This window comes from Rugosimonospora acidiphila, assembly GCF_039543385.1.
GTDB classification, from domain to species: Bacteria; Actinomycetota; Actinomycetes; order Mycobacteriales; family Micromonosporaceae; genus Rugosimonospora; species Rugosimonospora acidiphila.
The window spans coordinates 386,211-399,904 of sequence record NZ_BAABJQ010000007.1; the positions used below are offsets into that span (position 1 = coordinate 386,211).

At 71.7% G+C, this 13,694-nt stretch carries 14 protein-coding genes; 7 read left to right on the plus strand and 7 right to left on the minus strand.

Annotation, left to right across the window (positions count from 1 at the left end; translation table 11 throughout):
- Positions 1-192: 192 nt before the first annotated feature.
- The 3 genes from ABEA87_RS15625 (at position 193) to ABEA87_RS15635 (ending at position 3,165) form a co-directional block, all read left to right on the plus strand.
- Entirely contained in the window at positions 193-1,407 is a 1,215-nt protein-coding gene (locus tag ABEA87_RS15625; protein WP_345630171.1) for a glycoside hydrolase family 3 N-terminal domain-containing protein, read from the plus strand.
- 120 nt (positions 1,408-1,527) lie between these two features.
- Positions 1,528-2,223 carry an NAD(P)-dependent oxidoreductase gene (locus ABEA87_RS15630; RefSeq protein ID WP_345630173.1) on the plus strand — a complete coding sequence of 232 codons (696 nt, stop codon included), beginning with the start codon at positions 1,528-1,530 and terminating at the stop codon, positions 2,221-2,223.
- A gap of 57 nt (positions 2,224-2,280) precedes the next feature.
- Complete coding sequence (locus tag ABEA87_RS15635) at positions 2,281-3,165, plus strand: sigma-70 family RNA polymerase sigma factor (protein ID WP_345630175.1); 885 nt, start codon at positions 2,281-2,283, stop codon at positions 3,163-3,165.
- Between the two features lie 39 nt (positions 3,166-3,204).
- Here ABEA87_RS15635 and ABEA87_RS15640 read toward each other — a convergent pair whose 3' ends face one another.
- The 3 genes from ABEA87_RS15640 to ABEA87_RS15650 all read right to left on the minus strand — a co-directional run bounded on the left by ABEA87_RS15640 (position 3,205) and on the right by ABEA87_RS15650 (position 5,696).
- Entirely contained in the window at positions 3,205-3,681 is a 477-nt protein-coding gene (locus ABEA87_RS15640) for a hypothetical protein (RefSeq protein ID WP_345630176.1), read from the minus strand.
- Between the two features lie 99 nt (positions 3,682-3,780).
- The gene (locus ABEA87_RS15645) at positions 3,781-5,043 is read right to left on the minus strand and encodes an APC family permease (protein WP_345630178.1); all 1,263 of its coding nucleotides are present in this window, start codon (positions 5,041-5,043) and stop codon (positions 3,781-3,783) included.
- Between the two features lie 191 nt (positions 5,044-5,234).
- On the minus strand, positions 5,235-5,696 hold the full coding sequence (locus tag ABEA87_RS15650) for a BlaI/MecI/CopY family transcriptional regulator (RefSeq protein WP_345630180.1): 462 nt from the start codon (positions 5,694-5,696) through the stop codon (positions 5,235-5,237).
- A gap of 237 nt (positions 5,697-5,933) precedes the next feature.
- Here ABEA87_RS15650 and ABEA87_RS15655 point away from each other — a divergent pair, with 237 nt between their 5' ends.
- Both ABEA87_RS15655 and ABEA87_RS15660 read left to right on the plus strand, forming a co-directional pair.
- Positions 5,934-6,731 (plus strand): hypothetical protein, encoded by a 798-nt coding sequence (locus tag ABEA87_RS15655; RefSeq protein WP_345630181.1) that lies wholly within the window; start codon positions 5,934-5,936, stop codon positions 6,729-6,731.
- A complete protein-coding gene (locus ABEA87_RS15660; RefSeq protein ID WP_345630183.1) occupies positions 6,728-6,946 on the plus strand; it encodes a hypothetical protein in 219 nt (72 codons plus the stop codon). Before ABEA87_RS15655 ends, ABEA87_RS15660 begins: the two co-directional genes overlap by 4 nt.
- A 73-nt stretch (positions 6,947-7,019) precedes the next feature.
- Here the strand turns inward: ABEA87_RS15660 and ABEA87_RS15665 are convergent, their stop codons facing one another.
- The 4 genes from ABEA87_RS15665 to ABEA87_RS15680 form a co-directional block, all read right to left on the minus strand.
- Complete coding sequence (locus tag ABEA87_RS15665) at positions 7,020-7,997, minus strand: bile acid:sodium symporter (protein WP_345630185.1); 978 nt, start codon at positions 7,995-7,997, stop codon at positions 7,020-7,022.
- A 160-nt stretch (positions 7,998-8,157) separates the two neighbouring features.
- Positions 8,158-8,868 carry a cation diffusion facilitator family transporter gene (locus tag ABEA87_RS15670; protein ID WP_345630187.1) on the minus strand — a complete coding sequence of 237 codons (711 nt, stop codon included), beginning with the start codon at positions 8,866-8,868 and terminating at the stop codon, positions 8,158-8,160.
- Positions 8,868-9,197 carry an ArsR/SmtB family transcription factor gene (locus ABEA87_RS15675; RefSeq protein ID WP_345630189.1) on the minus strand — a complete coding sequence of 110 codons (330 nt, stop codon included), beginning with the start codon at positions 9,195-9,197 and terminating at the stop codon, positions 8,868-8,870. Before ABEA87_RS15675 ends, ABEA87_RS15670 begins: the two co-directional genes overlap by 1 nt.
- An 89-nt stretch (positions 9,198-9,286) precedes the next feature.
- The gene (locus ABEA87_RS15680; protein WP_345630191.1) at positions 9,287-10,081 is read right to left on the minus strand and encodes a helix-turn-helix domain-containing protein; all 795 of its coding nucleotides are present in this window, start codon (positions 10,079-10,081) and stop codon (positions 9,287-9,289) included.
- A gap of 121 nt (positions 10,082-10,202) precedes the next feature.
- On the opposite strand from ABEA87_RS15680, the gene ABEA87_RS15685 reads away from it, so the two are divergent.
- Positions 10,203-11,174, plus strand: a complete 972-nt coding sequence (locus ABEA87_RS15685) for a DMT family transporter (protein ID WP_345630193.1) — start codon at positions 10,203-10,205, stop codon at positions 11,172-11,174.
- A gap of 92 nt (positions 11,175-11,266) precedes the next feature.
- Positions 11,267-13,600: an ATP-binding cassette domain-containing protein gene (locus tag ABEA87_RS15690; protein ID WP_345630195.1), complete on the plus strand. Its 2,334-nt coding sequence runs from the start codon at positions 11,267-11,269 to the stop codon at positions 13,598-13,600.
- The last annotated feature ends 94 nt before the right edge of the window (positions 13,601-13,694 follow it).

Genomic DNA, 13,694 nt, shown 5'->3' on the forward strand with positions numbered 1-13,694 from the left:
CCCGGACCTGCGCGATGGTCACTGCGGGCCTCGCCGGGTGCGGCAACCGTGCCGAGCGCGGACCGAGCCTTGACGTCGAAATTAGTCTCTGCCAATGTGATCACAAACTGACCATTCGAGGTTCCGGGCGAAACGGGCGTTCCGCGCGCGGCCGCTCCGGGGTAGCGCCCCGACTGTGCGAGGAGGACGGCAATGGCTCTCAGCGACGGCTCCGGTGACGCCTCAACCCACGTCGACTCATCCCCGGCAACCGACAACCGGGGCGTCGGCAGGCGCGGCCTGCTCGCCGGCGGCGCGGCCCTGCTCGCGGGCGGCGCCGGGCTGCTGACGCCAGGGCGGTCATTCGCCGCTGCCCCGGCCGCCGCGCGAAGCGCGAAGAGCGATGCCGCACCAGCCGGGCTCTCCCCGGCACAGCAGGTCGGGCAGCGCGTGATCTGGTCCTATCCCGGGCTGACGCCGCCTCAGGCGCTCTTCGACGCCATCCGCGCCGGACTGGTCGGCGGGGTGATCTTCTTCGGGGAGAACATCAACCGCAACGACAGCAGCCAGATCCAGGGGGTCACCAGGCAGCTGGCGCAGGCGCAGGCGGACAGCGGCGTCGGGTACCCGATGCTGCTGATGACCGACCAGGAGGGCGGCACCGTGCAGCGGCTGCCCGGCGCCCCTGGAGTCTCCGAGAGGCAGATCGGCCAGTCGGCGGACCCGGTCGGCGCGGCGCGCACCGGGGGCATCGGCGCCGCGCAGAACCTGCTCAGCGCGGGGATGAACTGCAACCTCGCCCCGGTACTCGACGTGTTCCGGCAGGCCGGCAACTTCGATGACCAGTTCGGACGCTCGTACAGCATGGATCCGGTTGTCTGCGGCGAGTGCGGTGCCGCGTCCATCATCGCGCAGCAGCAGCTCGGTGTGGTCACCAGCGCCAAGCACTTCCCCGGGCTGGGCGCCGCGACCCGCGCCCAGAACACCGACCTGGGACCCGTGCCGCTCAACCAGTCCCTGTCGGAGCTGCGCGCCATCGACGAGTCGCCGTTCACCAACGCCATCGCCGCCAACGTGGACATGGTCATGACCTCGTGGGCGACCTACCCGGCGCTCGACCCGGTCCTGCCGGCCGGGCTGTCGCCGAGGATCGTGCTCGAGCTGCGCGGGCGGCTCAAGTTCCGCGGGGTGACGATCACCGACGCGATCGAGGCCGGCGCGCTGCAGAACTTCGGTGACACCGGTGAGCGCGCGGTGGGGGCTGCGGCGGCCGGCATGGACATCCTGCTCTGCTCCGCGCGGGACGTCACCCAGGGCCAGGCCGCGGTCGACGCCCTCCAGGCGGCGCTCGCCAACGGGCGGCTCGACTCGGGTGAGGGCGCCCGGGCGCTGCAGCGCGTCCTCGCGCTGCGCGGCCGGCTCGGCTGAGGCACTCCCGCGTCGGGAAGAGAGTCTGGCCGGACCGGTCACATTCTCATCGTCGGATCCGACAGTGCTGTGAGGCCGGCAGCGACCGTGCCGGCACAGACACGAGGGGAGCCCGACGCCATGAGACTGGTCGTGTTCGGAGCCAACGGGAGCACCGGCCGGCTGCTCGTTCGCCTGGCGCTGGCCGCCGGCCACGACGTCGTGGCGGTGACCCGGCAACCCGCCGGGTTTCCGCTGCGCGGCGACCGGCTGGTCGTCGAGGGTGCGGACGTCCACGACGGTGACGCGGTCGCCCGGGCGGTACGGGGCGCGGACGCGGTCCTCTCGAGCCTCGGGGTGCCGTTTGCCCGCAAGCCCATCACGGTCTACAGCGCCGGCATGGCCAACATCGTCGACGCGATGTCGCGGTACGGCGTCAAGCGGGTGACCGCGGTCAGTTCCAGCGCCACCGAGCCCAGCCACCACGCCGACGGCGGATTCCTGCTCAACCGCGTCATGCAGCCGCTGCTGACGGCGACGATCGGCAAGACCACCTATGCGGACATGCGGCGGATGGAGCAGCTGCTGCGCGCCAGCGACCTGGACTGGACGGTGATGCGCCCGTCCGGGCTGTTCGACGCCGCCCAGGTCAGCGCATACCAGCTGCGCGAGGACCGGGCCGACGGCATCTTCACCAGCCGGATCGACCTCGCCGCGAGCCTCCTCGCCGGGACCACGAGCACCGAGTGGGTACGGAAGAACGTCGCGATCACCACCTCCGACGGCGCCCCTACCCTGTTCCAGATGATCCGTCGCGAGGCGTTCGGGCGGTCATGACCGGCACCGGCCCCGTGACCCGCATCGCCCCCGTAACCGGATCGAGGGGCGACACCGATGGATGACATGCAGTGGTTCGCCGAGCAGTTCGAGGCGAACCGGCCGCACCTGCGGGCGGTCGCCTACCGGATGCTCGGATCCTTGACCGAGGCCGACGACGCCCTGCAGGAGGCGTGGATCCGGACCACGCGCGCCGACAGCCGTACGATCGGCAACATCGGCGGCTGGTTGACCACTCTGGTCGGCCGGGTGTGCATCGATCTGCTCCGGGCCCGGCAGTCGCGCCCGGAGCACCTGGTCGGCACCTGGCTGCCGGAGCCGGTGGTCAGCGCCGACGGCCCGCTCGATCCGGAGCAGTCGAGCCTGCTGGCCGACTCGGTGGGGCTCGCGCTGCTGGTCGTCCTGGAGAGCCTGGAACCGGCCGAGCGGCTGGCGTTCGTCCTGCACGACATGTTCGGCGTACCGTTCGACGACATAGCGCCGATCGTGGAGCGTACGCCGGACGCGGCCCGCCAGCTCGCGAGTCGGGCCCGCCGACGGGTGCGGGGCACCGCCGTCCAGCCCAGCGCCGACCTTGCCACCCAGCGGAGGGTGGTAGCGGCGTTCCTCGCGGCGTCGAGGGCCGGCGACTTCGAGAAGCTCATCACGTTGCTCGACCCCGGCGTGGCCCTCCGGGTCGACACCGGTTCGCGTACCTGGCTCGCCCCGGCCCTGCTGAACGGGGCGACCGACGTGGCCCGGCACGCCGCCGCCCGGGGCCCCAGGTTCGCCACGCTCTGCCGGCCCGCGCTGGTCAACGGCGCGGCCGGCATCATCGCCCGCACGCGCTCGCGGGTGGTCGCGGTGGTTGGCTTCACGGTGGTCGACGAACGCATCTCGGAGATCGACCTTCTCCTCGACGCGAACAAGCTCGCCGGCCTGACGATTTCGGAACAGGTCTGAGCGGGCTCGCCGGGATTGCGTCGGGCGCGGTCACAGCGGTCAATGCCAGTCCACGACCACCCAGATGTACAGCAGCAGCGCGGCGCCGGGCCGGCTCGCCGACAGCAGCGCGGCCATCGCGCTGTCGGGATCGTTCTTCGGGTCGGCGATCGGTGCGAACCCTCCATCGAGGCGCCACACCCGGTAGCCGCCCCAGTGGGAGTACCACCAGTCGTCGCCGCGCCGCCGCACCACCAGCGGCCACTCCCGCACGAGGCGACCCTCGCGGGCCACCGCGAGCTTCTGGGTCCGCATCAGGGACGTGTACCCGGTCGGTACCAGGCGCCGGTACTCCGCGTCCGGTACGTCCTCGAAGCTCCCCGGCAGGTACCCGTAGGTGATGCCGCTGTTGGTGGTGTCGATGTACTGCGGCTCGTCCACGGTGGTCTCGAACGGGTCGATCCGGGCCGGCTCCGGCGGGTAGCGGAAATAACGGTCGTCCGGCGTCGCGGCCGGGCTCGTCGCGGCGGGTGTCATGGCCGCCATCGTCTCGTGGGCACCCCCGGTTCCTTAGGCTGGGTGCGCGTCTCGCCAGTTGTCACGGGGCGAGCCGGTTGTCACGGGGCGAGCCGGTTGTCACGGGGTGCGGCTGATGGCGCGGCGAAGGGCGTAGATGGCCGCACCGGCGGCGAGGACGGCCGCCCCGCTGATGGTCGCGGACACGGGTAGCGCGACGGCCAGAGCGACGCAGCCGGCCAGGCCGAGGATGGGTACGACGCGGGGTGGGCGTCCTTCGGCGCGGGTGAGGGTCCAGGCGCTGGCGTTGGCGATGGCGTAGTAGGCGAGCACGCCGAAGGAGGAGAAGCCGATCGCGCCGCGGAGGTCGGTGGTGGCGGCGACGATGGCGACGATGGCGCCGACGGTCAACTCGGCACGGTGGGGGACGCGGAAGCGTGGATGCACGGCGGAGAGGGCGTGGGGGAGGTGCCGGTCGCGGGCCATGGCGAGAGTCGTGCGGGAGACGCCGAGGATCAGGGCCAGCAACGAGCCGAGCGCGGCGATGGCGGCGCCGACCCGGACCGCGGGTGCGAACCCCGGGAGGCCGGCCGCGCGGATCGCGTCGACGAGCGGGGCGGTGGCGGTGGCGAGGTGGCTGCCGAGGAGGGCGAGAACGGCGACCGCGACGGCCGCGTACACGATGAGGGTGATGGCCAGGGCCAGGGGGATGGCGCGCGGGATGGTGCGGGCCGGATCCCGGACCTCCTCGCCGAGGGTGGCGATGCGGGCGTACCCGGCGAAGGCGAAGAACAGCAGTCCGGCCGCCTGCAACACGTCGAGGGGGGTGGTGTGGTGGCCGCCGGTGACCTGGCCGAGGTGGCTGCCGGTCGAGGTGAGGCAGGCGGTGACGACGAAGGCGAGTACGGCCAGGACGATCGCGACGATCGCCCGGGTCAACCAGGCTGCCTTCTGCAGGCCCACGTAGTTGACGGCGGTCAGCGCCACCACCACGGTGACCGCGACCGCGTGGGCCTGCGCCGGCCACAGGTAGGTGCCGGCGGTCAGCGCCATGGCCGCGCAGGAGGCGGTCTTGCCGACCACGAATCCCCATCCGGCGAGGTAGCCCCAGAAGTCGCCGAGCCGCTGCCGGCCGTAGACGTAGGTGCCGCCCGAGGCCGGGTACCGCGCGGCCAGCCGGGCCGAGGAGGTGGCGTTGCAGTAGGCGACGACGGCCGCGAGGGCCAGGGCGGGCAGCAGCCCGGATCCGGCCGCGGCGGCGGCCGGCCCGAGGGCGGCGAAGATGCCCGCGCCGATCATCGAGCCCAGGCCGATCACGACCGCGTCGAAGACGCCGAGTTGACGCCGCAGCTGTGCGACCGGCGCGTCCGGTGGTGCGGTCATGGGCGGCTCCTCAACGATCGGGCACGCCGGCGGTCCGGCATCGGTCTGACCGTCGTCGCCGTTTTCGAACGCCGCGTGTACGGCCCGTGACGCGGGGGCCCACCGTAACGAACCATCTGCCCGTCAGTCGTACTGGGCGGCATGGTGGTGGCGACGAGCCGGCGGTCGTCGCCGGCTGGCCATGGCGGCATTCACGGTCGTTCCTCGGTGGGGGTGCCGTCGTGGCGGATTGGTGCCGGGCCGTACTGGTCCGTGGCGGCCTGGTCCGTCGCGATCTGGTCCGTGGCGACCTGCTGGAGCAGGTCCCGCAGGACTCGTTCATCCTCCGGCGTCAGGGCGTCGACGAAGTGGGCGAGCACCCCGGCCCGGTCGCGATCGACGTCGAGCAGTCGATGCATGCGCCGAGCGGTGACGTTCGCCGGATCACCGATGGCGGTGTAGGCGAATGCCCGGCCGGCGCGCTCGCGGCGCAGCACGCCCTGATCGTGTAGCCGGGCCAGCACGGTCATGACTGTGGTGTAGGCCAGCTGTTCGCCGAGCGCTTCGCGGACCTGAGCGGGGGTCAGCGGCCGGTCGGCGTGGCCAACGACCTCCATGATCGCTTGGGCCAGGTCGCCGTAGCCGCGTTGCCGATTCCTCTCCTCCTTCACCACACCGCCAACCTACTACAACGTAACGTCGTAGTACCATGTGTCCTAGGACAGCTGAACGCAGTCGTGTCGGGCGGTCGTGGCTCGCCCGGCGCAACGAGCGGGCCGTCGCGGGTTTTCGCTCGTGGGCCACGGGCAGGGCGTGGCCGCGGGCAGGTGCGTCGCCGGGCGGCGAAAATCGTCATCCGGGTGAATCGCGGCTGGATTCTCCGGTGGCTCAGGGTGAGGCGGGAGCGGATGATGGGGCAGGCCACGGGTGGGCTGGTGGCGGGGACGTTCGTGGCCTCGTTCGTCGAGTTCGTCGAGGCGCTGACGATCGTGCTGGCGATGGCGCTGACGCGCGGTTGGCGCTCCGCGCTGGCCGGGGCCGGGTGCGCGGCGCTCGCGCTGGTCGGATTCACCGCGGTGCTGGGCTACGCCCTGGCCACCTGGCTGCCGCGGTCGGTGCTGCAACTGGTCGTCGGCGCCCTGTTGTTGGTCTTCGGATTGCAGTGGCTACGAAAGGCGATCCTGCGCAGTTCCGGCCGCAAGGCGCTGCACGACGAGGAATTCGCGTTCGCCCGGCGCCGCGCCGCTGGGGAGCGGGCCGAGGCCCGAGCGCGGCTGGGGCTGGACTGGTTCGGGTTCGTCGTGTCGTTCAAGGGTGTCTTTCTGGAGGGTGCCGAGGTGGTGTTCATCGTCGTCACCTTCGGTCTCAACGCCGGCAACGTCCGGGTCGCCGCCGTGAGCGCGGCGGCGGCGGGGATCGTGGTGGCCATCCTCGGCGCGATCGCGGCGCGACCGCTCTCGGCGGTACCGGAGAACACCCTGAAGTACGGCGTCGGGCTGTTGCTGGCCGCCTACGGCACGTTCTGGTCCGTGGCGGGCCTCGGCGCCCTGCACGGCGGTACCAGTCTGGCCTGGCCCGGCGGCGACTGGGCGCTGCTGGTCATCTTCGTCGGCTGGCTGTCCCTGTCCCGTCTGCTGATCGGCGTGCTGCGTCGCACGTCCGACCCGACACCGCGACAGTCGACGAACGAGCGGGAGCGGGTGGCATGAGGATCGTCCGCGGCGTGGGCCGTTTCCTGTTCGACTTCGTCGTGGGCGACGATTGGCGCATCGCCGTCGGGGTGGTCGCCGCGTTGGCCATCGGATGGGTGCTGATCGCGGGCGGAGTGTCCGTCGCGGTGGGCGTGATCGTGACCTCGCTGGTGATCGGGGCGGGTTTCGCGGTCACGACGCTGCGAGAGGGGCGCAAGCACCGTGGCGGCTGAGCGCCGGCCGGGTGAGTGGCGGCGCGTGGTCCGGGACAGGCCGAGCCGGTGCCGGGGCCGAGGCAACGGGCGATCATCGGCTTCGGTCGGGGAGTAACCGGGGGATCAGGCGGATGTAGACGATCATGCCGAGGACTTCCACGAGGGTCTGGGTGACCACGACGACCGCGGCGATGGCGAGCCGGTCCGGCAGCGCCAGGGCCAGCGGCAGCACGACGAGTGAGTTGCGGGTCGCGCCGGTGAACACCACCGCCCGTCCGGCGGGAGCGTCGAACCGGAACAGCCGGGCCACGCCCCAGCCGGCGAACGCCATGACCGCCAGGAACAGTACGTAGAACGGCACCACGGCGGCCACCTGCGTGACATCCCCGCGGACCTTGGGCGACTGGGAGGCGACCACGACGAACAACGTGGCGGCCATCAGCGGCACCATGACCGTGCTGAACGCGTCGGTGAGCAGCACGCCGGCCCGCCTCCGGCCGGCCCAGGCCTGAGTGCCCCAGGCGAGCAGCAGGGGGATCACGATCAGGGTGAGGAAGGCCCGGATGAACGGGCCCACCTGAACCACCCCGGCCAGTCCGGAGCCGAGGAACAGCAACAGGAACAGCGGCAGCAGCAGCATCTGGGCGATGAGCAGCAGCGGGGTCGCGGCGAGCAGGCGACGGTTGTTGGCGCCGGCCAGCCCGCTGAACACGATGACGTAGTCCACACACGGGCACAGCAGGACCAGCAGCACCCCGAGCCGCACCGCCTGGTCGGCGGGCAGGAAGCTGAACATGGCCGCCACGACCAGGGGGACCACCACGAAGTTCACGACCAGCGCCGATGCCAGGAACCGCCCGTCGCGCAGCGAGCGCAGCAGGTCCTTCGCCGGCACCTGGAGGAACGTGACATACAGCAGGGCGCCCAGCACCGGGTTGATGGCGTGTTCGAAGTCCGGGCCGGCCCCCGGCGCCGCCCAGCCCACCAGAACGCCGGCGGCGATCGCGCCGAGGTAGACACCGACCTGCAACTGCTCCAACCGGGCGACCACGCCTGACGGGCTCCCCACCGGCCCTCCCTGGCCCCGCCCGAGTACGCGACTCCCGCGCCGGGACACCCCATCGTGCCCCACCCGGCGCTCGCCCCCGGTTCTCGGCGCACCAGGCGCGACCCAACTCACCGGCGATCGGCATCACCGGCCCGCGAACGGGGTGCGGTATCCGGGCAAATCAGGAACAGTCGCCCGCGCAGCCGCAATCGCCCGCGGTGCCGGTCCCGCCGATCGCGGCGGTGGCCAGCGGGGCCGGGCAGCAGTTGTCGCCCCGCCAGGCCTCGCGGCCCTCCCGCAGTGCCACCACGCCGATGACGAGTGCCGCGACCGGGTCCGCCCAGGACCAGCCGAACAGGCTGTTCAGCGCGAGACCCACCAGCAGCACGGCCGACAGGTACGTGCACAGCAGCGTCTGCTTGGAGTCGGCCACCGCCGACCGGGAACCGAGTTCGCGGCCGGCGCGGCGTTGCGCCCCGGACAGCACCGGCATCACCACCACGGACACCGCCGCCAGCGCCAGGCCGATGACGGAGTGCTCCGCCGAGGCCCCGCCGAGCAGTCCCCGCCCCGCCTCGACCATCAGGTAGCCGGCGAGAGCGAAGAAGGAGACCGCGGTGACGCGCAGCGCGACTTTCTCCCGGGCCTCCGGGTCGCGACCGGCGAACTGCCACGCCACCGCCGCCGCCGAGGCCACCTCTATGACAGAGTCCAGGCCGAAGCCGATCAGGGCGGTGGACGAGGCGATCGTGCCCGCGGCGATCGCGACGACCGCCTCGATCACGTTGTAGCCGATCGTCGCCGCGACCAGCAGCCGCACCCGCCGGGCGAGTGCCGCCCGCCGCGCCGCGGTCGGTGCGACCGGCGTCAGCGGAATCAACGGCAGGCTCATCAGCAGCAGCCCTTCTCCTCGGACGCGCCGCAGGCCGCCGGATCCACGGCCAGCACCACGCCGAGCAGATGCCCCAGGGCATGGGCGAGGTGGCCATCGGCCAACTCGTACCGGGTGCGCCTGCCCTCCGGAACGGCGACCACCAGGCCGCACCCGCGCAGGCACGCCAGATGGTTCGACAGATTCTGCCGGCTCGTGCCCAACAGGTCGGCCAACTGCGCCGGATATCCGGGCCCTTCCCTCAGGGCGAGCAGCAGCCGGGCCCGCAGCGGATCGGACAGGGCATGGCCGAAGCGGGCAAGGACCTGCCCGTGGGTCAACGTCTCCATACCCGGATAGTACATCAGATGCTGTATTCAGCGGGAGGTGTACCGAAGCTGCCCGCGAGTCGACCACGGGCCCGCCGCCGGGCGGTCGCTCACCGTCCTTTCGCGTATCGCGCCGGGCTCACCCCCAACATGCGCTTGAAGTGCCGGGTCAGGTGGGACTGGTCGTAGAAGCCCACCTCGGAGGCGACCGTGCCGGCCGGGCGTCCGGACAGCAGCAACTGCCGGGCCAACTCCACCCGCCGGCCGGTCAGATACAGGTGGGGTGGGATGGCGAACCGCCGGGTGAACGCGCGGACCAGGTGGGCGGGGTGGGTGTGCAGCATCCGAGCGGCCTCGTCGAGGGTGAGCCCGACGGTCAGCCGTTCGTCCAGCAGATCGTGCAGATCCTCGGCGAGTCCCCGGGCGGGCCGCGGCGCCGGCCGGTGGAGGTCGCGCCGCAGGTGCTTGCCGAGACGGTCGACGACCAGGGCGAGCCGGCTGTGGGCCTCGAAGCCGTCGCCGGGCTCGGCGAGCGTGCCGTGCAGGCGGCTGATCCGGTCCCACAGCAAGGGGTCCGACAGGTTCGGCCGGTCGGTCGCCGCGCCGATCAGGTCCGTGTCGAGCGCGTCCTCGGCCAGGTAGAGCACGCGCTTGCGGAAGCCCTGCGGCGCCGGCGTCCAGCCGTCGTGGGGAATGTGCGGCGGCAGCAGTACGACCTGGGACCGGAGCGTGCGGTGGTCGTGCCGGTGGAGGTCGAACCGCAGCACGCCGTCGTCCAGGATCAGCAGCGTCCACACGGTGTGGGTATGGACGGGATAGGCGTGCTGACGGAAATAGGCGTGGAAGACCTCGGTGATGCCGGGAACGTCGGGGCGCCACGCGCTGACTGTGGATTCGCCGACCATGTCAAGAACGTACAAGACGCCGGGCCCGGCGCGGGCCGAACATGTGGTGAGCGGCACTGATGGCCGCTGACGGAATCAGTACCGCTGTTCCGGACCCCGACGACCATGGGAACCGCCAATCATGTCCAACCCATCCGAGGCCGGGTCGCGCACCGGTGCCGGCCCGTACCTGTACCTGATGGCCACGATGCTCCTGTTCGGGACCGCCTTCACCAGTTCCAAGGTGGTGGTGGGGCAGGTACCGCACGACGTGGCGGCGATGCTGCGCTTCGGTGGTGGCGCCGTCATCCTTCTCGCGCTGCTGCTCGCGCGACCCGGTTCGACGCGATTCTCGTGGCGGGAGCTGTGCGTCGCGGGTGGCGTGGGACTGGTCGGCGTCTTCGCGTACAACACGTTCTTCTTCTGGGGCCTTTCGCTCGCCCCGGCCACCGACGGCAGCATCATCGTGCCGGTGCTGAGTCCGATTCTGACGATCCTCGCCTTCCTGCTGACCGGCCGCGAGGCGGCCTCCGCCGCCCGGGTGGCGGGGTTGGTCCTCGGTCTCGCCGGGGCGGTGGTGTTCTTCGTCGGCATCGGTGCCGGCGGGCTGACCGGGTCCCGCCTGCTCGGTGACCTCGGCTACCTGCTCGCGGCCGGCTGTTGGGCCGCTTACAGCATCGCCTCCAAGAAGGTGCTCGCCGGGATGGAGCCGTTGCGCGCCACCGCCTACTCCACCGGGGTCGGCGCGCTGGCCCTGGCGCTGGTGGCGAGCCCGTCACTGTCCACGATGGACTGGTCGGCGGTGCGGACGTCCACCTGGGCCAATGTCGCCTTCCTGGCGATCGGGCCAACGGCGATCGCGTACCTCTTCTACTACCGCGGCCTTCGTTCGGTCAGCCCGGTCACCGCCACGATCACCATGTTCTCGGTGCCGGTCTTCGGCACCATCTCCTCCGTACTGTTCCTCGGCGAGCCCTTTACCGTCGTGCAAATCGTCGGCGCGCTGATTACGATCGTCGGCGCGCTGCTCGCGGTCACCCAGGGCCGGCGGGCCGGGCAGCGGCGCGGGAAACGGGAACCCATCGAGGCTTCCGCGGCACGGACAGCACCCTGACGCGGGGTTACCGACTCGCCAATGTTCGGCGTTCCCGTCGGGGCTGATCGGGGAAGTCTCCGGACTGGCGCCGCCCCTGCATCATGGTCAGCGTGGATACAATCTCGCAGTCGACCGAACCGTCGAGTCCCCGGATCGTGGGGCGGGCCACGGTGGCGATGCCCGTCGCGGTGGCCGGCCGGGAGGCCAGCGCGGCCTACGACGCCGACGGCACCATCACCATCGGCCGCGGACCGCGCAACGACATCGTGCTCAAGGAGCTGCTCGTGTCGCGCCGGCACGCCGAGGTGCGCCGGTCCGGGGCCGGGTACGTGGTGGTGGACCTGGGCAGCAGCAACGGCACCTACCTCAACGGCAAGCAGGTCTCGCGGGAGCCGCTGCAGCCCGGCGACCTGCTGTCCATCGGACGGCACCAGTTCGTCTTCGACGGCGACCGGTTGCACGAGTACCTCGACACCGGGCCCACCTCGCTGGTGGTGGAGGACCTCTCGGTCACCATCGGGCGCCAGCTGTTGCTGTCCGACGTGACCTTCGGCCTGGCCGAGGGGAGTCTGCTGGGGGTGATCGGGCCGAGCGGGTGCGGCAAGTCCACGCTGCTGCGGGCGGTCACCGGGATCCGGCCCGCGAGCGGCGGCACCATCCGCTACGACGGGCGGGACCTGTACTCCCAGTACGCGGAGCTGCGGTACCGCATCGGCATGGTGCCTCAGGACGACGTTCTGCACCGCCAGCTGACCGTGCAGCGAGCGCTGCGGTTCGCGGCCGCGCTCCGCTTCGCGGATGACGTACCGCGCCGGGAGCGCAAGGCCCGGGTGGCGGAGGTTGTCGCCACGCTCGGCCTCACCGAACGGGCCCGTCAGCGCATCGACACGCTCTCCGGCGGGCAGCGCAAGCGCACCTCGGTCGCCCTCGAACTGCTCACCGAGCCGTCCATGCTCTGCCTCGACGAGCCCACCTCGGGTTTGGACCCCGCGCTCGACCGGGAGGTCATGCGGGAACTGCGACAGCTGGCGGACCGTGGCGCCACGGCGGTTGTGGTGACCCACAACGTGCTGCACCTCGACCTGTGCGACCGGGTGCTCATCATGTGCCCGGGCGGCACCATGGGCTACTTCGGCCCGCCGGAGGACGTGCTGGAATTCTTCGGGGCGGAGGACTACGCCGACGTCTTCGACATGATCACGAACAAACCCGAGGAGTGGACCCGGCGCTACCGGGAATCGGACCACTACCGCCGCTGGGCGACGGCCGGGGTGCGGCCCAGCGCCTCATCTCCTGCCGCCGCCTCCGCTGCCACCCCTGCCGCCGCCCCAGCATCCGCCGGCTCGGCGTCGGCCCCCGGCTCCGTCTCGGCGGGCGCGGCGCCGACGGCCGCCGTTTCGCGGGGCACTGGCGCCGCCGCCTCGCAAGGCTCTCACCCCACCGCCCCGGAAGGCGCGGACCCCGATACCTCGCGGGGCTCCACGCCTGGTGCACCGAGCGCCACCGGGGTCGCGGCGGGTAACGCCGGTTCGCCGGATCCCGCCCCGCCCGTTGTCGGCAGAGCCAGGCCGGTCGCGGCCAACCTGCGTGGGTTGCCGCTGCGCAACCGGGCGATGCATCCGGCCGCACCACTGCGCCAGTACCTCACCCTGTGCCTGCGGATGGTCAGGGTGATCGTGTCCGACCGGGGATACGCGTTGTTCCTGCTCGGCCTGCCGGTCGCGCTGGCCGTGCTCACCCACGCGGTACCGGGCGACTACGGGCTGTCCAACCCGCCGCCACCGCTGTACGGCCGGAGCCTGGAGGCGCAGCGGCTGATCGTCGTGCTGGTGATGGGTGCGGCGTTCCTCGGCATCGCGCCGGCCATCCGGGAGATAGTTCAGGAGGCGACGATCTACCGGCGGGAACGCGCGGTCGGCCTCTCCCCGGGCGCCTATCTCGCCTCGAAAATAACGGTATTCGCGGTCATCAACGCGCTACAGGTGGTGGTGTTCGTCTACCTCGCGCTGCTCGGTCGCGGCGCGCCCAGCGAGTACCTGGTCATCGCGAACCCGACGCTGGAGGTCATGGTCGCGGTCGCCCTGGTCGCGGTCGCCTGCACCATCCTGGGGCTGGTCATCAGCGCGCTGGTCAAGACCGTCGAGCAGACCACGCCGGTGCTTGTCATGGTGGTGATGGCGCAGCTGATCCTGTCCGGGGGCCTCTTCGAGGCGAACGGGCAGCGAATCCTGGAGCAGGTGTCCTGGATATCGCAGACCCGGTGGGGGTTCGCCGCTGCCGCGTCCACTGTGGACCTTACGCATCTGGCGCCGGTGCAGGACCACCTCTGGGTGCACACGGTCTTCGCGTGGTGGCGGTCCATTGTGGTCCTCATCGTTCAGGGCATCGTCCTGGCGGCGGCGGCCCGGGTGGCGTTGGTGCGGCACGAACCGGGCCGGTCGTAGGCCCGGCTCGTCGGCTCGTCGGCTCGTGGCGGCCAAGGGCCGGGCGGGCACCGGGTGGAGCTGAAGCGGCGCGTGGCGGCCTGGTGGCCGCCAC